The organism is Agrobacterium sp. DKPNP3, from assembly GCF_052686535.1.
Genome location: NZ_JBQYSN010000001.1, coordinates 91,061 through 110,812, shown reverse-complemented (window position 1 = coordinate 110,812; position 19,752 = coordinate 91,061). Strand labels below are relative to the sequence as shown.

Below are 19,752 nucleotides of genomic sequence, written 5' to 3'. Positions count from 1 at the left end.
CGAGTTCGGTTCGGGCCGTGGCCTTTTAGGCGCCTGTCCGTCCGCGATACCGGTATATGGACCACGCCCGTTAAAGCGGAAGCGGCTGACGTCCCTGTCTCCTTGCTTTGTCATGTTATCCGGACGTAAAGCCGCTGCACAACCTTGCCGGAAATGCTTGACGCTGAGCCCCCGCCCTTTTGGCGGAGATGTTTAAGCCGCCACCGTCAACCTTTCTCCAGCGATGCGGTATGAAACGGCTTCCGCGACGTGGATGCGGCCAACCGTCGGCTTGTCATCTAGATCAGCGAGCGTCCGCGCGACCTTTAGAATACGGTGATACCCACGTGCGGAAAACTTGAGGCGTTCAGCGGCATCGCGCAGCAATTGCAGGCCAGACGCATCGGGCTCCGCATATTTTTCGATGAGCGTTGTCGTGCACCGGGCGTTGGTGCGAACGGCCGGAAAGCCAGCGGTCGCATATCGCTCCTGCTGCGCATAGCGCGCCCTCGCGACGCGCGCGGCAACTGTCGAGCTCGATTCCGACGCCACCGGACGGATGAGATCCGCAGCGGAAACGGCAGGGACGTCGATGCGAATATCGATGCGATCGAGCAGCGGGCCTGAGATGCGGGCCTGATAATCAGCGACGCAACGCGGACCCCGGGCACAGGTAAAGCCCGGCTCGCCCGCCATGCCGCACCGGCACGGGTTCATCGCGGCGACGAGCTGGATTTCTGCGGGATAGCTGACGCGGTGATTGGCGCGCGCAATGATGCACTCGCCCGTTTCGAGCGGCTGGCGCAACGCATCCAGCACCTGCGGCGCAAACTCGGGAAACTCGTCCAGAAAAAGCACGCCGTGATGGGCGAGCGAGGCCTCGCCCGGCTTAGCGCGAAGACCGCCGCCGATCAGCGCCGCCATGGTCGCGGAATGGTGTGGGGTGCGAAACGGCCTTCGGTCGGAGAGCCTACCACCGGACAGTTGGCCGGCTATCGAGTGAACCATGGACACTTCCAGCAATTCCGCCGCCTCCAGCGGCGGCAGAATGGACGGCAGACGAGCCGCAAGCATGGATTTGCCCGAGCCGGGTGGACCGACCATCAGCAGATTATGGCCGCCGGCGGCCGCAACCTCAAGCGCGCGCCGGGCGCTTTCCTGTCCCTTGATATCGGCGAGATCAGGCAGATTGACCGGATTGGGACGGATGGCTGGCGTGGGACGCGAAAGGCGCTGCGTCCCGCGAAAATGATTGGCAAGCGCTATAAGGCTTCGAGGCGCAAGAATATCGATACCGGCGCCCGCCCAGGCTGCTTCCGGCCCACTTTCGGCAGGGCAGATCAGTCCCTTGCCGAGCGCATTCGCGCCGATCGCAGCTGGCAAGGCACCTGAAACCACCCCAATGGTGCCGTCAAGATTAAGTTCGCCGAGGACCACATAGTCTGCGAGCGCTTCCGCCGGAATAGCGCCCAGGGCAGCCATTAGACCGAGCGCGATGGGAAGGTCGAAATGTGATCCCTCCTTTGGCAGATCCGCAGGCGCGAGATTGACAGTGACTTTTTTGGCCGGCAGGGCAAGACCAGAGGCGTGAAGCGCAGCTTGCACCCGCTCGCGGCTTTCGGCGACCGCCTTATCCGGCAGGCCGACGATCTGGATGCCGACCCGCCCGGGCGCGACCATGACCTGCACCTCAACGGGCACGCCCTCTATTCCTTGAAATGCAACCGTATTGACCCTTGCGACCATGGCCCGCCCCCGCAAACCGGCTGTTTGAGAGGGGTGAGCCCTCTCTGCAGCTACTGGTAAGCAACGTGCCACAGGCCAAAGAATAAAACAAGAACATCCAGCGAACCATTTCTCGCTGTCGATGTATTTTAGTTGTATCTAGTTGTACTCGTGGAACAAAGCTGGATCGTTACCCTCGCGTCAGAAATCCTGAGCGTCGCGTTTTTTCTCGATCGCGTCCCACAAGAGGCTGGCAACATCGGCACCGCCGAATTTTCGCACTTCCCTGATGCCCGTTGGAGAGGTGACATTGATTTCCGTCATGTAGTCGCCAATGACGTCGATACCGACGAACAGGAAGCCACGTTCGCGCAGCGCCGGCCCGATGCGGCTGCAGATCTCCTTTTCGCGCGCGGTCAATTCCGTCGGCTCCGGCCGGCCGCCGGCATGCATGTTGGAGCGGGCGTCGTTTTCCGCAGGCACACGGTTGATGGCGCCAACCGGCTCGCCATCGACCAGCAGGATGCGCTTGTCGCCCTTGCGGACATCAGGCAGATATTGCTGAGCGATATAGGGTTCGCGGAACATCTGACCGAACATTTCCAGCAGTGAGGAGAAATTGCGGTCGTCACGCGCGGAATGGAACACTCCCGCGCCACCATTGCCGTAGAGCGGCTTCAGGATGATGTCGCCCATCTCGTTGCGGAACCGGGCAATCTCCTCCACATCCTTGGTGATCAGCGTCTTCGGCATCAGATCCGCGAATTCGGTGACGAAGATCTTCTCGGGAGAGTTGCGGACCCAGACGGGGTCGTTGACGACCAAGGTCTTTGGATGAATGCGCTCAAGCAGATGAGTCGAGGTGATATAGGCCATGTCAAAGGGCGGATCCTGACGCAGATGGATGACATCCATGGTCGAAAGATCGACACGCTGCGGTTCAGACAGGGAAAAATGGTCGCCCTTGATGTCGCGCAGCTCCATCTGCTCGACGGTGGCGTAAATTTTGCCGTCGCGCATGGAGAGGCGCTCAGGCGTATAATGGAACAGCCGGTAGCCGCGCGCCTGCGCCTCAAGGCTGATGGCGAAGGTGGAGTCACCGGCAATGTTGATACCGGAAACATGATCCATCTGGATCGCGACGTTCTTGATCTTCGCCATGCGCATCTTCCTCTTGCAGCATGAGAGCGTCATCGGCCCCGCCATGCCCATTGTCCCGTCTTTTCAGGCTCCCCGGCAGGACCGGAGGAGAACCGGAAATGCTTCAGAAAACCTCAGGAGATGTAGGGCAGCGCCCATTCAAAGGCAACTGCTGCAAGGCGTCGTTGGTGTGAGTTTTATTGAACCTTCACAAATCCAGGGCGGCGCTATCGAGGTGCCGCCTCGGGTCAGGTTCTATGGGTTCACGCCGCGAGCTTGTAGGAACGGCCGGCAAACAGCTTGTTCTTGACGCGGTAAGCTAGAGCAAGTGCCTTGGGGAAGGGACGCCGCATGAAGGCAACCTTGCGGACATAGTCGTCCACGCGCCAGGTGGCCCATGTTCCGGCCGGAAAATAGGCGACATCGCCTGCCCTGAGGATGCTGACCGAACCGTCTTCTGCGGTCACATGCACTTCGCCTTCCAGAATATACACCGTTTCGTCCCAGCCGAAAAACCAGCGGAATTCGCCGGCCGTGCAATCCCACATGGCAGTGCTGGACGCACGGTCTCCACTGCGGGAGTGATCGGCCGCGCGGGCCTGCGGGTTGCCGGAGACGATCCATTCCGGGTTGATGGGGGCGGGCTGAAGCCGCAGATCGGTGCACGAGGCGCTGACAACGCCCTCATCTTGGTTACGCCGCAGATAGACCGGCAATATCGGAATGGTTCGGACCGCCATGGTTGCCGCGGCAGCGAACATCATTTTCAAAGACATGTTAGAAAGCCCCCATGAAATATTGGAGTCTTCTAGCACCGGGATTGTAAAAAAGCATCTCAGACAATCGGCGCAATTTTACGAATTGCGCCGATTTCACCGCGGATATTACACGGTCGCCAGTTGGGCTGGCTGGTTGGCAATCTGCTTGGCGTTTCCGCCGATGCGCTTGCCCGTTTCGCTGGAAAAGAAGTGAAGCTTTTCAGGGCTGATCGTCACCAAAAACACGGCGGGAATGTCGATTTCAGGCGGGAAAGCCACGGTCAGGTTCTGGTCGCCGATCATGCCATGGATAAGGCGCTGCGAGCCCAGCTCCTCAATGTAATCGACCCGTAGTGAGAAGCCCTGCTCACCCGCTGCCGCGAGGCGAAAATCTTCCGCCCGCATGCCCACCGTCACCGGCCCGGAGGCGGGGGCAAACCCATTAAGTGCAAAGAGCGACGGTCCGACAGCCAGACTGTCGCCGTGCAACTCCGCATTCAGCAGATTCATGGCCGGCGAGCCGATGAAGCTGGCAACGAAGGTGGAGGCCGGGGTGTGATAAACCTCCAGCGGCGCGCCGATCTGCTCGATCCGCCCGCCATTCAGCACCACAAGCCGATCCGCCAGCGTCATGGCCTCTAGCTGGTCGTGTGTGACATAGATGGACGTGGTGCCAAGACGCTTTTGCAGACGCTTGATTTCGCCGCGCATGGAAACGCGTAACTTGGCATCAAGGTTGGACAGGGGCTCGTCAAACAGGAAGGCCGCCGGTTTGCGCACAATGGCGCGACCCATGGCCACACGCTGCCGCTGGCCACCGGACAGGGCGCGCGGCTTTCGATCGAGATAGGGTTCGAGCTGCAGCATGCGCGCGGCTTCGGCCACACGTGAATCGATTTCCGCCTTTGGCGTCTTGCGGTTCTTCAGGCCGTATTCGAGATTTTCACGCACCGACATATGCGGGTAAAGCGCGTAGTTCTGGAACACCATGGCAATATCGCGATCGGCGGGATCAACCTGGTTCACCACCCGCTCGCCGATCCTGACCGTGCCTTCGGAGATATCCTCAAGGCCGGCAACCATGCGCAGCAGCGTGGACTTGCCGCAGCCGGAGGGGCCGACGAGAACGATGAACTCGCCATCCCTGATGTCGATGTCGACGTCGTGCACGGCACGCACGCCGCCATGATAATCCTTGCAGACCTGACTGATGTCTATAGCGGCCATTTTGGTCTCCTTATTTATCGCTTTCGGTCAGGCCCTTGATGAACCAGCGCTGGAAAATGACGACGATCAGCACCGGAGGCAGCATGGCCAGCACGGCGAGCGCGAAAGCTTCGTTGTAATCGGGAATTTGCGAACCGACCCAGACCTGCAGGATCGACTTGATGCCGCGCATCAGGGTGAAGAAACTTTCATCCGTCGTCATCAGCATCGGCCAGAGATACTGGTTCCAGCCATAAACGAACATGATGATGAAGATCGCCGACATCATCGTGCGCGAGAGCGGAACGAGCACATCGATAAAGAACTTCACCGGCCCCGCCCCGTCGATGCGGGCAGCCTCCAGAAGTTCCTCCGGGACCGACTTGAAGAACTGCCGGAAATAGAAGGTACCCGTGGCAGATGCGAGAAGCGGCACGATGAGACCGGTGTACGAGTTCAAAAGGCCGAGTTTGCTCATTACTTCGTAGGACGGCATGATGCGCACTTCGAGCGGCAGCAGCAGCGTGGTGAAGATGATCCAGAAGGCGAGCGTTGCAAACCGGAAGCGGAAATAGACGATTGCATAGGCCGCCGTCATCGACAGGACGATCTTGCCGACGGCGAAACCAATGCCGAGGATCAGCGAGTTCAGCACCATGTTGAGGCCCGTGACCTGACCGGTGAATCCGCCCTTCTGTGTCAGCACCTTTTCGTAGGTCTCGAGGAAATTGTCGCCGGGAAGGATAGCCAGGCCGCCGCGATGAATTTCCGCGGCCGTATGCGTGGACGTCATGAAGGCAACAATGACCGGCAGGATCAGGAACACAGCGCCCATGATCAGAACCAGATGATCGAGGGGTTTTGTCTTGTACATCGTCATATCCCTCAATTGTAATGGATGCGCTTCTCAATGAAGCGGAACTGGATGATGGTGAGGACGAAGACGACCAGCATCAGGATGACGGACTGGGCCGACGATCCGCCGATATCATTGCCGCGGAAGCCGTCGAGAAACACCTTGTAGACCAGGGTGATGGGATTATTCGCCGCCTTGTCCTTCACCATCACGTCGATGACGCCGAAGGTGTCGAAAAGCGAATAGGTGATGTTGATGATCAGCAGGAAGAAGGCGGTCGGCGCCAGAAGCGGCATGATGACGGTCCAGAACCGGCGGAAGCCCGAGCGGCAGTCGATCGCCGCAGCTTCCCGCACGGAGACGGGCACACTCTGAAGGCCGGAAAGGAAAAAGATGAAGTTGTAGGGGATCTGCTTCCAGACCGCGACAACGATCATGGCGAAAGCCGTGTCTGAATAATTGAGCCCGACCTTCATGTCCCAGCCTAAAAACGCGGCCATCTTTACGAAGGGGCCGATGTGCTGGTCGAAAAACATCATGCCGATGAGGCCGGCAACGGGCGGCGCGATGGCATAAACCGAAATCAGCAGCGTCTTGTATGTCGAACTGCCGCGAATGACCGCATCAGCCTTGACGGCGAGCAGCAGGCCGAGCGCCAGCGAAAAGAAAGTTACCAAGATGGTGAAGACCACCGTGAATTTGGCGATGCTGACATATTCGGGGCTGAAGATCGCATCCGTGTAATTGGCGAAGCCGACAAAGGAGGCGCCGAAGCCGAACGGATCCTCGATGTAAAAAGACGACTGTATGGCCTGAACGGATGGCCAGTAGAAAAAAACAAAGATAACGGCGAGTTGTGGCGCCAGGAACAGATAAGGCACGTAGGACGCAGAAAACTGAACACGCTTCATGCCAGCTTCAGCAGCCTTCGCCGGTTTTCCCGTCTTGTTCGAACGGCCAGCCAAAACGGTGCCGGGTTGAGAAGATGTGTAGGCCACGCTTGCGCTTCCTTTTCCAGAAGCGAGCCTCCCTTCCGCGGAAAGGAGGCTCGGCAACGATCTTTGATTTCGAACGCGGTTGATCAACCAGCCGTCTTGGCAAAGCGGGCCAGAAGGTCGTTGCCTTCCTTCTCGATGATCTCGAAGGCAGCCTTCGGGGTCACTTCGCCGGAGAAGATGCGGTTATATTCGCGCTCCATGACGGCGCGGATCTGCGGATAGAAGCCAAGGCGATAACCCTTGGACCACTCGCCGCCCGGCAGGGACAGCTGCTGGATGCCGACTTCGGCGACCGGCTTTTCCTTGTAATAACCTTCTGCCTTGGCCTTTTCGTAGGCGGCCTTGGTGATGGCGACGTAACCGGTTGCCTTGTGGTAGAAGACCTGGATTTCAGGCGAGGTCAGGAACTGGAAGAAGTCGGCCACGCACTTGTTTTCGGCTTCCGACTTGCCCGACATTGCAAAGAGAGCAGCACCACCGATGAAGGAGTTGGTGCCGGCGCCCTTGATCGAGCCCCAATACGGAAGGAAGGTTGCCGAGAATGGCATCGTCGCCGTCTTCTGGAGGCCGCCGAAGGAACCGGAAGAACCGATCCAGAGAGCAACCTTGCCTTCTTCGAATGGCTTCTGGTTATCGTTCCAGCCGGCGCCGTAATAGGCAAACAGACCCTTGTCCTTCCAGTCCTTCAGCTTCTCGAACATCATGACGAGGTTCGGGTCGGTCACCTTGAGCTTGGTGTCGATGACGCTGTCGTAACCGTTGTTGTTGGTGGCGAACTGGATGTTGTTGCGGGAGAAGAAGTTTTCCGTGAACTGCCAGGTCAGCTGCGACTGAACCAGCGGGATGTAGCCGGCCTCCTTGAGCTTCGGTGCGATCTTCTCGAAGTCTTCCCACGTTTTCGGCGCTTCGACGCCGGCCTTCTTCAGGGCTTCGTCGTTGATGTACATGATCGGCGCGGAGGAATTGAACGGCATCCCGACAAACTTACCGTCAGCGGCAGCATAGAAATAACGTACGCCGTTGATAAAGGCGTCACGGTCGAACTTGTAGCCGGCCTTGGTGATCAGGTCTTCAGCCGGGATGACGGCGCCTTTGGCGTTGATGATGGTGGCGGCACCGGCATCAAAAACCTGAAGAATGTTCGGCTGTTCGCCCGAACGGAAAGCCGCGATGCCGCTAGCCAGCGCTTCTTCGTAGGAGCCCTTGGAAACCGGCGTCAGCGCGCATTCCTTCTGGGCTTCGTTGAACTTCTGCGAAACTTCGTTGATGACTTCGCCGTTCCGGCCGCCCATGCCGTGCCACCAGGTGATGTTGGTCGCCGCCATGGAAGAGGTCGCCGAAATGCTGACGGCCACAGCGGCCATGGAAAACTTCTTGAACATGTCAAATCCTCTCCACCATTTATTGGGGTGAGGATGCGAATAGAGGGGTTCAATGACGCCTCTTTGACAGTTCCATGTCAGATTTATAACAGCGGCTGGCGAGTATCTCAGCCGGCTATGCGTTCTATAGGGTGTGCCGGATTTCCAACAACGGTCGCACCCGGCGCGACATCCCGCGTCACCACCGAACCGGCGCCGACGATCGCGCCATCGCCAACGTTGATGCCAGCCAGAATGATCGCTCCGCCACCAATCCAGACCTTGCGCCCGATCGTGACCGGCTTTGCAATTTCAATGCCTTGCGCGCGCGGTCCCGGATCCAGATGGTGCTCCGCGCAATAAATCTGAGCCCCGGGGCCCAGCATTGACCCGTCACCGATCGTGACGCGGGCGGAATCAAGGATGGTGCAGCCGGCATTGAGATAAACATTTCGGCCGAACGAGATATTGAAACCGTAGGCGCAATGAAATGGCGCTTCGATGAACACGCCTTCACCCACGGAAGAAAAAAGGGCGCGCAGAAGCGGTCCGATGGCGCCGCGCTCATCCGGCGGCATGGTATTGTGCTCATGAACGGCCCGCCGCGCATTCCAGCGCAGCCTGTCGAGTTCAGCGTCCATGCAGCTGTACCAATCGCCCGTAGCCATTTTTTCCAGCTCGGTGGACATTGTTTCCCTCCTCAGAACGCGTCGATGAAATGCTGCGGCAGACGCCTCGGCATGATGGCAATGATGTCGAAGCGCAGGGATAGCCGTTCGGCGTCCTTTCGGCGGGCAAGCCAGAGGTCTGCCGCCGCCCGGATGCGCTGTTGCGACTGGACACCAACCGCATCAACCGCGCCCATGCCCGAAGGCCGCGCCTTTACCTCGATGACGGCAATAATATCTTTCTTGCGAGCGATGAGATCGATTTCGCCAAGCCGGGTTCGATAGCGAATGGCTAGAATGCGATATCCCTTCAACAGCAGATAAAACGCCGCCCAATATTCGGCGACATGGCCGCGGCGCTCGGCTTTGCGCCTTCTGCTGCTTGGCCCTTCAGCGTCCATCCGTTTCCTTCATATCAAGCAACCTTTGATAAAGCTCCTTGCGCGGCAGGCCTGTCAGCTTCGCGGCTTCGCCGGCAGCCTTTGCGGCGGACATGGTGGCGACAAGATCTTTCAGAAGCTTCTCGACATCCTCAATATCGGGAATCTCGTCATAGGATGGCGGCTCCACCAGAAGCACGATCTCGCCCTTCACCACCCGGTCGTCATTATAATAATCCGAGAGTTCGCCAAGGGTGCCGCGACGGAACTCCTCGAATGTCTTTGTCAGCTCTCGGCAGACCACACCGCGACGATCGCGGCCCAGCACTTCGGACGCGACCTTGATGGAGGCGCCGATGCGATGGGGCGATTCAAAGAATATGAGGGTGGCCGGTATTTTTGCCAGTTCGGCAAAGCGGTCGCGTTTGCCGCGGTCCTTCACTGGCAGGAAGCCCGCAAACAGAAAGGAGTCGCTCGGCATCCCAGACCCGACAAGGGCCGCAAGCGGGGCGGAGGCACCGGGAATCGGCACCACGCGATGGCCGGCCTCAAGCGCGAGTTGGCCCAGCCGATAGCCGGGATCGGAGACAAGCGGCGTTCCGGCATCCGACACCAGCGCCACGGATTTTCCCGCTTCCAGCGCGGCAATGAGCTTTGGCCCGGCTTCATTGGCATTGTGCTCGTGATAGGCAAGCGGCCGGGTGAGAATGCCGTAACGTTCAAGTAGAATGCGGGTGACGCGTGTATCCTCGCAGGCGAGAACGTCGGCCGAGGCGAGCGTCTCCAGCGCGCGGATGGTGATATCGCCGAGATTGCCGATAGGGGTCGCCACGAGATAAAGCGCCGGCTCCAGCGGCCGCGCCGGAACGGTAGCGGTACCAATCCTGAATTCCTTCGCCATCTGTCTGGCGTCGCGATTTGATGTTTCCTGCCTCACAGGGCTTCCAATCTTTGGGACCGGTCAAGACCAGCCACTCTCTGCTGTTTTGCTCTTTATGGGCAATAGAGACGCGGTGAACAAGGGCAGCGGCCGGCGGAAGGCTGTGGATCATGCTGTATAGCAGCAAAATGAAGCGCGACAGATGCACTCCGCTCTTGCATTTTCTGCAATAACTCTGCCATTTTGCCCGTCCACATTATCCGGCATTTGCCGGTGAAGACTCTTCTTGCCGATCCGGCGGTGGCCGGGTCGCAACGGTTGAAAGCGGTAGCGTCCATGCGTATTACTCTTGAGCGGTCGAACCTTCTGAAATCGCTGAACCACGTTCACCGGGTCGTCGAGCGTCGCAATACGATCCCGATCCTGTCCAACGTGCTCCTGCGCGCCTCCGGCGCCAATCTGGACATGAAGGCGACCGACCTCGATCTCGAAATCACTGAAGCGACACCTGCTATGGTGGAGCAGGCGGGCGCCACCACCGTTCCGGCGCACCTGCTTTATGAAATCGTCCGCAAACTGCCGGATGGTTCGGAAGTGCTTCTGGCGACCAATCCTGACGGTTCCACCATGACCGTCGCCTCCGGTCGCTCGAAATTCTCACTGCAATGCCTGCCGGAAGCGGATTTCCCCGATCTGACCGCCGGCACCTTCAGCCACACCTTCAAACTGAAGGCGACCGATCTGAAGATGCTGATCGACCGCACACAGTTTGCGATTTCGACCGAAGAGACGCGTTATTACCTGAACGGTATTTTCTTCCACACGATCGAAAGCAATGGCGAACTGAAGCTGCGTGCCGTCGCCACTGACGGTCACCGTCTGGCGCGCGCCGACGTCGATGCGCCCGCTGGCTCCGAAGGCATGCCGGGCATCATCATTCCGCGCAAGACTGTCGGCGAATTGCAGAAGCTGATGGACAATCCGGAACTGGAAGTCACGGTGGAAGTTTCGGATGCGAAAATCCGTCTGACCGTCGGCACGGTCGTTCTGACTTCGAAGCTGATCGATGGCACTTTCCCCGACTACCAGCGCGTGATCCCAACCGGCAACGACAAGGAGATGCGCGTCGATTGCCAAACCTTCGCTCGTGCCGTGGACCGTGTTTCGACGATTTCGTCGGAGCGAGGCCGGGCAGTGAAATTGGCGCTGACTGACGGCCAGCTGACGCTAACCGTCAACAATCCCGACTCGGGAAGCGCTACTGAAGAAGTCGCTGTTGGTTACGACAATGATTCGATGGAAATTGGCTTCAACGCCAAATATCTCCTCGACATCACGTCGCAACTCTCCGGTGACGACGCGATTTTCCTGCTGGCCGATGCCGGCTCGCCGACGCTCGTCCGCGACACGGCGGGCGACGATGCGCTTTATGTTCTGATGCCGATGCGCGTCTGACACCGGCCATTTTTCGATATTTCCAAGGAAGCGCCGGTGACCAGTTCATCCGCGTTTTTTGATTCGAGCGGGCGCGACAAGGTTCTACGGGCGAATTTTCTCAGTTACGACATTTTGCCTTGTTTTTGCGCCAAATGGGATCAACATTGCGGTAACAGTTTTTTGACAATGACTAAATTTATCTGAGGGGAATTATGGCACTTAACCTGAAACGACGCTTTGAACAGAAATTCGAGGAAGAAATCCGCTTTTTCAAAGGCATGGTGAGCCAGCCGAAAAAAGTGGGCGCTATTGTCCCGACATCGTCGATCACGGCGAAAAAAATGGCGAGTGTCATCAACCCCCATTCCGGCCTGCCTGTTTTGGAACTCGGTCCCGGCACCGGCGTCATCACCAAGGCCATCCTGGCGCGCGGCATCAAGCCGGAGAAGCTGACAGCGATCGAATATTCCACCGACTTCTTTCAGCAGCTGCTCAGAAGCTATCCCGGCGTCAACTTCGTCAACGGCGACGCCTTCGATCTCGATGCGACTCTTGGCGAGCATAAGGACCAGATGTTCGACAGCGTCATCTCGGCGGTTCCGATGCTGAATTTTCCGATGGCCGCCCGCATCAAGCTTCTGGATGAATTGCTGAAGCGCCTGCCGCATGGTCGCCCCGTGGTACAGATATCCTACGGCCCCATTTCCCCGATCGTCGCGCAGCCACATCTCTACCATATCCGGCATTTCGATTTCATCGTGCGCAATATTCCGCCGGCGCAATTGTGGACCTATACGCGCGCCTGATCGGCCCCGTTGACTGGACAGGGCCGGCATTTCCGGTCGCAACGATTGGTTAGGGCGCCGATTTCCCCTAACCATCGCCTTTTGAGGACCGATATCCATCTACGCGCTCTACATCACCCACCCACAGGTCAAGATCGACGCGGCCGTCCCCGTTCCTGAATGGGAGCTTTCTGAAAAGGGCGCAGAACGGGCAAGGCAGGCGAGCCGTCTGCCTTGGGCGAAATCACTGCGCCGCATCGTTTCCAGTGCTGAAACCAAGGCGATCGAGACTGCCCGTATCCTCGCAGAAACCTCCGGTGCGACGATAGAGATCATCTCGGTGATGCATGAAAACGACCGGTCCGCCACCGGCTTCCTGCCGCCGACGGAATTCGAGAAGGCGGCGGACTGGTTCTTCGCCCATCCTGAGGAGAGTTATCAGGGCTGGGAGCGGGCGATCGACGCGCAGGCGCGGATCGTCGGCGCTGTCCGGGCCGTTCTCGACCGACACGACGGGCAGCAGCCAATCGCCTTTGTCGGCCATGGCGGCGTGGGTACACTTTTGAAATGCCATATCGAAGGCCGCGGCATCAGCCGCGCCGAGGACCAGCCGCCGGGCGGCGGCAACCTGTTCCGCTTCTCAGTCGCCCAATTTTTGCTTGCAGCCGCCTCCCCCACATGCGACTGGACGGCAATGGAAACATGGCAGGGATAAGACAATGACCGCGCGCGAAAAACTCATCGTCGGGCTGGATGTTCCGACTGTGCAGCAGGCCGAAGACATCGTTTCGAAAATCGGTGACGAAGTCCTTTTCTACAAGATCGGCTATCAACTGGTGTTTGCCGGTGGTCTGGAATTCGCGCGTGACCTTGTCCAGAGCGGCAAGAAGGTCTTTCTCGACATGAAGCTGCTCGATATCGACAACACGGTTGCTTCCGGCGTCGAGAACATTGCCCGCATGGGTATGTCGATGCTGACGCTCCACGCCTATCCCAAAGCCATGCGCGCGGCGGTCAAGGCGGCGGAAGGTTCCGGCCTCTGTCTGCTGGGTGTCACCGTACTCACCTCGATGGACGACAGCGACCTTGCCGAGGCCGGCTATGCCTCCGACGCGCGTTCGCTCGTGCTGCGCCGCGCGGAACAGGCGCGGGAGGCGGGCATGGGCGGTATCGTTTGCTCCGCGGAAGAGTCGAGGGCCGTGCGCGAAATTCTCGGCCCTGACCTTGCCGTCGTTACTCCCGGCATCCGCCCCGCCGGTGCCGATCTGTGCGACCAGAAGCGGGTGATGACGCCCTTCGACGCGATCAAGGCAGGATCGAGCCATCTGGTGGTCGCCCGCCCGATCGTCAGGGCGGAAGATCCGAAAGCGGCGGCCCGCGCCATTCTCGATGACATGCTGCGGGCCAGCTACCCGGCAAACCAATAAGATATGGGAGGCAATGACATGGCCAAGGGATACTGGATCGCCCGCGTCGATGTGCGCGACAGCGAACGCTACAAAGATTATGTCTCGACAGCAAAACCCGCCTTCGAGCGTTTCGGTGCCAATTTTTTGGCGCGTGGCGGCGCAGTGACGGAGCTTGAGGGCAAGGCACGTGCCCGCAACGTGATCATCGAATTCCCATCCGTCCAGCACGCGATCGACTGCTATAATTCGCCGGAATACCAGGCGGCCGCCAAAATTCGGCAGGAAGTCTCAGATGCAGAAATGATGATCGTCGAGGGGATTTGACGATCAGCCGACGCATTTTGGCGCACCCTCCGCTGCACCGTCATAACATCCCTTCACCTGCGCGCAGCTTTGGGCTAAGAGACTGAAAAACATTTCTTCGACAGCTTCTGAGGAGCCTCCCATGACCTTGGCCAACCTTCCCCCCCTCGTTACCGTTTTTGGCGGTTCGGGTTTTGTCGGGCGGCATGTCGTCAGAGTGCTTGCCAAGCGCGGTTATCGCATCCGCGTCGCCGTGCGCCGTCCGGATCTTGCCGGCTTTTTGCAGCCGCTCGGCAATGTCGGCCAGATTTCCTTTGCGCAGGCGAACCTGCGTTATCGCGACTCCATTGTCAGCGCCGTTGCCGATGCGGATCATGTCGTCAACTGCGTCGGCATTCTGACAGAGAGCGGGCGCAATACGTTTGACGCCGTTCAGGAATTCGGTGCGAAAGCGATTGCCGAAGCGGCCCGCGATGCCGGCGCAACGCTCACACACATTTCCGCCATCGGTGCAGAAGCCAATTCGCCGACCGGTTACGGCCGCACCAAGGGCCGCGCCGAAGCTGCGATCCATTCTGTCCTGCCTGCAGCCATTATCCTGCGTCCCTCGATCATATTCGGACCGGAAGACGACTTCTTCAACAAATTCGCCAAGATGGCTCGCAGCCTGCCAGTCCTGCCGCTGATCGGCGGCGGAAAAACCAGGTTCCAGCCTGTCTACGTCGAGGACGTTGCCGAGGCCGTTGCCCGCAGTGTCGACGGCAAGCTGAAGCCCGGCGCCATTTACGAACTCGGCGGTCAGGACGTCATGACCTTCCGCGACTGTCTTGAGGCGGTTCTCGCCGCGACCTATCGCGAACGTCCTTTCGTCAATCTGCCTTTCGGCGTTGCGTCGATGATCGGCAAGGTCGCGTCGCTGGTGCCGCTGATCTCGCCGCCGCTGACAGCTGATCAGGTGACCCTCCTGAAGAAAGACAATGTCGTTTCCGCTGATGCCGAAAAGAATGGGCTGACGCTCGAAGGCATTGGCATCACGCCCGTTCGGGTCTCGTCTGTTCTGCCGTCCTACATGGTGCAATACCGTCAGCACGGCCAGTTCGCGAATGCCGGCAAGGCCGCCTGAGGCTCGCACATCGTCCAACATCAAAGCGGGGCAACGTCCCCGCTTTTTTTGTGCCTTAAATCGCAACCAAACCGCTTTCAGCGCATTTCCACCGCAAGATGGGGTGGGGAGGACCAATCAAAACGAAGCGGCAGAGCAGACGGTTTGGTTAATGGCGACGTGCTGGAACAGGTAAGCGTGGCACAAGCGCAACTGTGGGAAAGACTTCGCATTAACCCGGTATTCAGCAAGCTGCTTTATTGATATTCGCCACATTCCAAACATATCCCGAACCCTCAATTCACACACGGCGGCGCGATCCGCACGAACGAACGTCTGAAAGGCAATCATAAAATGGGCAGATCTATCGCACTCTTTTTTGCGTGTGCGGCTTTGGTGGTTCTGGCGGGTTCTTTCATGGCGCCGGGCACGGTTGCGGCGGGCAAGACCGGCTGTGCTCCGGCTTACGGCGTCGACCCCTGTGCAACGGCTTCGATCAGCGCGAACTGATCAGCCTTACAGCTTTAAAAGAAAAAGCGCCGCCGGTTTTCCGGGGCGCTTTTTTATTGTGCGGTCGTCGGCGGGTCAGCCAACAACGAGTAGTGCGACAAGGCCGAGCGCACCGATGACGATGCGCCACCACGCAAACGGCGCAAAACCCCGGCGCGACACGAAATCCAGAAGTGATTTCACCACGAAGAGGCCGGACACAAAGGCCGCGATAAAGCCGACGGCAATCAGGGCGCTGTCATCAAAGCTCAGCGCATCGCGGTTCTTATAGAGATCCAGCACAAAAGCGCCGAGCATGGTCGGCATCGCCAGGAAAAAAGAGAATTCAGCCGCCGAACGCTTGTCCGTCCCCATCAGCAGGGAGCCTACGATGGTGGCACCCGAGCGCGAGGTGCCGGGAATCATCGCAAGGCACTGAAAAAGGCCGATCTTGAACGCAAGCGACGGCGGATACTCCATGATGTCGGTATATTTCGGCTTCAGCGGCATGCGATCGACGGCGAGCAGAATAACCCCGCCGACGATGAGCATGACGCAGATCAGCATCGGCGTTTCAAACAGCACTGTCTTGATGAAGTCATGCGCCAGAGCACCGATGGCGGCCGCGGGCAGGAAGGCCAGCGCGACGGCAAGGACGAAACGACGTGCCTTTGCACTTGTCGGCATCGCCAGAGCGATCGAGACAAGCTTATGAAAATAAACGAGAAGAATGGCGAGAATCGCGCCAAGCTGGATCAGAACGGCGAAGGTGTTTCCGGGCGATTTGAAGCCGAGGAAATGACCAGCGAGCAACACATGCGCGGTGGAGGACACGGGAATGAATTCCGTCAGCCCCTCGATAATGCCCAGCAAAATCGCGCTGATGATCGACTGGTCACCCATGGGGTATCCTTCTTTTCAGGGGAAAGTGGCGATGGAAGGCAATTGCGTTAAACTTGTTTTAAATTAGCCAAGCTCTTATAGCGTCTTGATGAAGCGAAACTGAAAAAGTTTTCCGGCAAATGCCGATCATACCAACCAATCGTAAAAATTGAGTACCAATGCCAACTCTCTATCACTCTCCGATGTCGACCGCGTCCCGGTTCGTTCGTCTGATTCTCGCGGAATACGGCTTCCAGACCGATCTCGTCGAGGAACAGCCGTGGGAAAGGCGGCGGGAGTTTCTGGCGCTCAATCCAGCCGGCACCCTGCCGGTCTATCTCGATGACAACATGCGCTCGTTGAGTGGCCCTTATGTGCTCGCCGAATTTCTGGACGAGACGCATGGGGTTTTGAAGCGCGACCGGCGGCTTCTGGCGGAAGACCCATTCCAGCGCGCGGAAATCCGCCGTCTGACGGAGTGGTTTTTGCAAAAGATGGAAAATGACGTGACCCGGCCGCTGGTGCGCGAACGGGTTTACAAATTGCAGATGACAGCGGCGCAGGGTGGCGGACCGCCGGATTCCAAGCTGCTGCGCACGGCTCGCAACAACATCCGCCAGCACATCAAATATCTGGAGTGGCTGGCCGGCTCGCGCACGTGGTTGGCTGGTGACCGGTTGAGCTATGCCGATCTCGCCGCCGCCGCCGCCGTTTCGGTGCTGGATTATCTCGGTGAGATCAACTGGCTTGAAGCGCCTATTGCCAAGGAGTGGTATCAGCGGGTGAAATCCCGTCCGTCATTCCGGCCGTTTCTCAGCGAACGCATCCCGCGTCTTGCCCCCTCCTCGCACTACGCCGATCTGGATTTCTGAGGGCTGTCCTCCCTGTTATTTGCTGTGGCGTGCGCCTCAGCTTATATATGCCGCACAATAGGCCTCTGGAGGAAAGACGATCGACGTTGCCGACGACAAGCAGCGGGTACGCGCGCGCAAACTGACGGATTTCGTTCGTCGGGAGGCGATTTCGCTCGGCTTCGATCTCTGTCGCATCACGGTACCCGACAGCATTCCGCTTGCACCGGAGCGGCTGCGGCAGTTCCTCGAAAATGGCTACCACGGCACCATGGCGTGGATGGAGGAAACCGAGGCGCGTCGGGCGGAACCCAAAACGCTCTGGGGTGATGTGCGCTCCATCGTCATGTTCGGTCTCAATTACGGCCCGGAGGAAGACCCGCGCCACCTGCTTCTGAAACCGGACAAGGCAGCCATTTCGGTCTATGCCCGCAACCGCGATTACCATGACATCATCAAGGGGCGGCTGAAGGAGATCGCCACGCGCTTTGCTGCCCGCGCCGGTGAGGATGTGAAGGTCTTCGTCGACACTGCCCCGGTAATGGAAAAGCCGCTTGCCGCCGCGGCCGGTCTCGGCTGGCAGGGCAAACATACCAATCTCGTCAGCCGCAGCCATGGCTCCTGGCTGTTTCTGGGCAGCATGTTCACCACGGCCGAGCTATGTTTCGATGAGGCCGAGAAGGATCATTGCGGCTCCTGCCGCGCCTGCCTCGACGCCTGCCCGACGGCGGCCTTCCCTGCCCCCTATCAGCTGGATGCGCGCCGCTGCATCTCCTATCTTACCATTGAGCACAAGGGGCCGATCCCGCACGAATTCCGGCCGATGATCGGCAATCGCATCTATGGCTGCGACGACTGTCTTGCCGCCTGTCCATGGAACAAGTTTGCGGCGAGCGCCTCCGAAATGAAGTTGCAGGCGCGCGAGGATTTGAAGGAGCCGTCCATCGCCTTCCTGCTGACCCTCGACGATGCCGCCTTCCGAAGTTTTTTCAGCGGCTCGCCCGTCAAGCGCATTGGCCGCAATCGCTTCATCCGTAATGTACTGATTGCAGCTGGAAATTCTGCCGACCGGCAATTTGTCGAGCAGTGCAAGACACTTGCGCAGAACGATTCTTCCGCGGACGTGCGCGGCATGGCCGTCTGGGCTTTATCGCGCCTTATGGACAGGGACGAATTCCGTACATACTCTGCCGGTCGCGCGCCGGAGACTGATCCGGAGGCGGAAATGGAATGGCAACAGGCAGAGGCGTAACGCATGCATGTAATGATTTTCGGCGCGGGATATTCAGGAAAAGCCATCGCAACCGCGCTGAAAATAGATGCAGCAACCGTCTCGGGCACCACGCGGAGCACCGATAAATTCCCGAGCCTTGCCGCTGCAGGCATGGCCCCGTTTATCTTTGACGGCTCGCAGCTCAATGATGCGCTCATCGCCGCCATGGCCGATGTGACGCATCTCGTACAGTCCGTCGCGCCAAGCAAGGAAGGCGATCCTTTACTTGCGTGTCTCGGCGACGATCTCAAAAAATTGCTGCCAAATCTGAAATGGCTGGCTTACCTTTCCACCGTTGGCGTTTATGGCGACCATCAGGGCGCCTGGGTTGATGAGACAACAACCTGCCGTCCCGTTTCCGCACGGTCCGTGGAGCGCGTGGCGGCGGAAGCTGCGTGGACCGAAGCAGCTGAGAAAGCCGATGTGCCGCTTGCCATTCTCCGTCTTTCCGGAATTTACGGTCCGGGTCGCAACACCTTCATCAACTTCGAGAAGGGGACAGCGCGGCGGCTGGTGAAGAAGGACCAGGTGTTCAACCGCATCAGGGTGGAGGATATCGGCGCGGCCGCTGCCTTTTTGGCACGTCTAAATGAACGTGGCATCTTCAACGTTACCGACGACGAGCCATGCCCGCCGCAGGATGTGGTGAGCTATGCAGCTGGAGTGATGGGCGTTGAACCACCCGCGGAGCAGGATTTCGACACCGCCGATCTAACGCCGATGGCGCGCTCCTTTTATGGCGAGAACAAGCGTGTCTCAAATGCCAAAATGCGGGATCTCGGCTTCGATTTTGCCTATCCGGAATACCGACAGTCCCTGCGCCAACTTTGGGAAAGCGGCCTTTGGCGAGGCTGAATACGCGCGGTGCGGAAACGATGAAAAATCCATCCAATGGCATTTTAGCGGATGGTTTTCGTTGAAATCAGGCGAATTAAGACTTAATTAACTACGCCGAATCGCTAAAATACTACTCATTGGAAAAATATTTCACTCACGTTTCGTGAAGAGGATTCACGAAGCGGTGACTTGCAATAGCATTCCCCTTGACCCTTGATTCTGCATTATTTTTTGCGAGTGTTACGGCGCGTGTCGTCGGGACGCCTTTCCTGCTGGTTATCACGAATGTTACACTTTGTAACAGTTCGTGATTTGAGATCAGCTTTTTTTCGCCATTTTTCCCTCGCCCTACAATCTCGCATCAAAAGGCGTTCAGGCCAGTAAATGGCCGTTTAGCAAGGGCACAATCAATCGGCGCGGGGCCGATTTTCAG

The 19,752-nt window shown here is 58.5% G+C and carries 21 protein-coding genes; 10 read left to right on the top strand and 11 right to left on the bottom strand.

Annotated elements, in window-relative coordinates; all coding sequences use genetic code 11:
• Window positions 1-192: 192 nt before the first annotated feature.
• From ACUTJJ_RS00595 to rsmI, 10 genes are all read right to left on the bottom strand, one after another.
• The gene (locus tag ACUTJJ_RS00595; RefSeq protein ID WP_445540967.1) at window positions 193-1,725 is read right to left on the bottom strand and encodes a YifB family Mg chelatase-like AAA ATPase; all 1,533 of its coding nucleotides are present in this window, start codon (window positions 1,723-1,725) and stop codon (window positions 193-195) included.
• Window positions 1,726-1,905: 180 nt separating this feature from the next.
• Complete coding sequence (gene gshB, locus ACUTJJ_RS00590) at window positions 1,906-2,865, bottom strand: glutathione synthase (protein WP_445540966.1); 960 nt, start codon at window positions 2,863-2,865, stop codon at window positions 1,906-1,908.
• Window positions 2,866-3,107: 242 nt separating this feature from the next.
• Window positions 3,108-3,620 carry a cupin domain-containing protein gene (locus ACUTJJ_RS00585; protein WP_063949508.1) on the bottom strand — a complete coding sequence of 171 codons (513 nt, stop codon included), beginning with the start codon at window positions 3,618-3,620 and terminating at the stop codon, window positions 3,108-3,110.
• A gap of 108 nt (window positions 3,621-3,728) precedes the next feature.
• The gene (locus ACUTJJ_RS00580) at window positions 3,729-4,829 is read right to left on the bottom strand and encodes a sn-glycerol-3-phosphate import ATP-binding protein UgpC (RefSeq protein WP_445540965.1); all 1,101 of its coding nucleotides are present in this window, start codon (window positions 4,827-4,829) and stop codon (window positions 3,729-3,731) included.
• A gap of 10 nt (window positions 4,830-4,839) precedes the next feature.
• The gene (gene ugpE / locus ACUTJJ_RS00575; RefSeq protein ID WP_063949803.1) at window positions 4,840-5,682 is read right to left on the bottom strand and encodes a sn-glycerol-3-phosphate ABC transporter permease UgpE; all 843 of its coding nucleotides are present in this window, start codon (window positions 5,680-5,682) and stop codon (window positions 4,840-4,842) included.
• Window positions 5,683-5,693: 11 nt separating this feature from the next.
• The gene (locus ACUTJJ_RS00570) at window positions 5,694-6,662 is read right to left on the bottom strand and encodes an ABC transporter permease subunit (protein ID WP_296065913.1); all 969 of its coding nucleotides are present in this window, start codon (window positions 6,660-6,662) and stop codon (window positions 5,694-5,696) included.
• Window positions 6,663-6,745: 83 nt separating this feature from the next.
• Window positions 6,746-8,044 carry an extracellular solute-binding protein gene (locus ACUTJJ_RS00565; protein WP_445540964.1) on the bottom strand — a complete coding sequence of 433 codons (1,299 nt, stop codon included), beginning with the start codon at window positions 8,042-8,044 and terminating at the stop codon, window positions 6,746-6,748.
• A gap of 107 nt (window positions 8,045-8,151) precedes the next feature.
• Window positions 8,152-8,712 (bottom strand): sugar O-acetyltransferase, encoded by a 561-nt coding sequence (locus ACUTJJ_RS00560; RefSeq protein WP_445540963.1) that lies wholly within the window; start codon window positions 8,710-8,712, stop codon window positions 8,152-8,154.
• Between the two features lie 11 nt (window positions 8,713-8,723).
• On the bottom strand, window positions 8,724-9,092 hold the full coding sequence (locus ACUTJJ_RS00555; RefSeq protein WP_445540962.1) for a YraN family protein: 369 nt from the start codon (window positions 9,090-9,092) through the stop codon (window positions 8,724-8,726).
• Window positions 9,082-9,972: a 16S rRNA (cytidine(1402)-2'-O)-methyltransferase gene (gene rsmI / locus ACUTJJ_RS00550; RefSeq protein WP_445540988.1), complete on the bottom strand. Its 891-nt coding sequence runs from the start codon at window positions 9,970-9,972 to the stop codon at window positions 9,082-9,084. The genes ACUTJJ_RS00555 and rsmI overlap by 11 nt, the downstream gene beginning before the upstream one ends.
• 315 nt (window positions 9,973-10,287) lie before the next feature.
• Here rsmI and dnaN point away from each other — a divergent pair, with 315 nt between their 5' ends.
• The 7 genes from dnaN (at window position 10,288) to ACUTJJ_RS00515 (ending at window position 15,497) form a co-directional block, all read left to right on the top strand.
• Window positions 10,288-11,406 (top strand): DNA polymerase III subunit beta, encoded by a 1,119-nt coding sequence (gene dnaN, locus ACUTJJ_RS00545; protein ID WP_063949502.1) that lies wholly within the window; start codon window positions 10,288-10,290, stop codon window positions 11,404-11,406.
• A 194-nt stretch (window positions 11,407-11,600) separates the two neighbouring features.
• Window positions 11,601-12,194: a phospholipid N-methyltransferase PmtA gene (gene pmtA, locus ACUTJJ_RS00540; protein WP_445540961.1), complete on the top strand. Its 594-nt coding sequence runs from the start codon at window positions 11,601-11,603 to the stop codon at window positions 12,192-12,194.
• A gap of 97 nt (window positions 12,195-12,291) precedes the next feature.
• Entirely contained in the window at window positions 12,292-12,888 is a 597-nt protein-coding gene (locus tag ACUTJJ_RS00535; RefSeq protein WP_445540987.1) for a histidine phosphatase family protein, read from the top strand.
• A 4-nt stretch (window positions 12,889-12,892) separates the two neighbouring features.
• On the top strand, window positions 12,893-13,600 hold the full coding sequence (pyrF, locus tag ACUTJJ_RS00530) for an orotidine-5'-phosphate decarboxylase (protein ID WP_445540960.1): 708 nt from the start codon (window positions 12,893-12,895) through the stop codon (window positions 13,598-13,600).
• A gap of 18 nt (window positions 13,601-13,618) precedes the next feature.
• Window positions 13,619-13,906, top strand: coding sequence for a DUF1330 domain-containing protein (locus ACUTJJ_RS00525; protein WP_445540959.1), 288 nt, complete (start codon window positions 13,619-13,621; stop codon window positions 13,904-13,906).
• Between the two features lie 121 nt (window positions 13,907-14,027).
• On the top strand, window positions 14,028-15,008 hold the full coding sequence (locus tag ACUTJJ_RS00520; protein WP_445540958.1) for a complex I NDUFA9 subunit family protein: 981 nt from the start codon (window positions 14,028-14,030) through the stop codon (window positions 15,006-15,008).
• Between the two features lie 333 nt (window positions 15,009-15,341).
• Window positions 15,342-15,497 (top strand): hypothetical protein, encoded by a 156-nt coding sequence (locus tag ACUTJJ_RS00515; protein WP_172801621.1) that lies wholly within the window; start codon window positions 15,342-15,344, stop codon window positions 15,495-15,497.
• A 75-nt stretch (window positions 15,498-15,572) separates the two neighbouring features.
• On the opposite strand, the gene ACUTJJ_RS00510 is transcribed toward ACUTJJ_RS00515, so the two are convergent.
• Window positions 15,573-16,379 carry an undecaprenyl-diphosphate phosphatase gene (locus ACUTJJ_RS00510; protein ID WP_445540957.1) on the bottom strand — a complete coding sequence of 269 codons (807 nt, stop codon included), beginning with the start codon at window positions 16,377-16,379 and terminating at the stop codon, window positions 15,573-15,575.
• A gap of 158 nt (window positions 16,380-16,537) precedes the next feature.
• Between ACUTJJ_RS00510 and ACUTJJ_RS00505 the strand changes: the two genes are divergently transcribed.
• The 3 genes from ACUTJJ_RS00505 to ACUTJJ_RS00495 all read left to right on the top strand — a co-directional run bounded on the left by ACUTJJ_RS00505 (window position 16,538) and on the right by ACUTJJ_RS00495 (window position 19,337).
• Window positions 16,538-17,230, top strand: coding sequence for a glutathione S-transferase family protein (locus ACUTJJ_RS00505; protein WP_003520121.1), 693 nt, complete (start codon window positions 16,538-16,540; stop codon window positions 17,228-17,230).
• Window positions 17,231-17,309: 79 nt separating this feature from the next.
• Window positions 17,310-18,461 (top strand): tRNA epoxyqueuosine(34) reductase QueG, encoded by a 1,152-nt coding sequence (gene queG, locus ACUTJJ_RS00500; protein ID WP_445540986.1) that lies wholly within the window; start codon window positions 17,310-17,312, stop codon window positions 18,459-18,461.
• Window positions 18,462-18,464: 3 nt separating this feature from the next.
• Entirely contained in the window at window positions 18,465-19,337 is an 873-nt protein-coding gene (locus ACUTJJ_RS00495) for an SDR family oxidoreductase (RefSeq protein WP_445540956.1), read from the top strand.
• The last annotated feature ends 415 nt before the right edge of the window (window positions 19,338-19,752 follow it).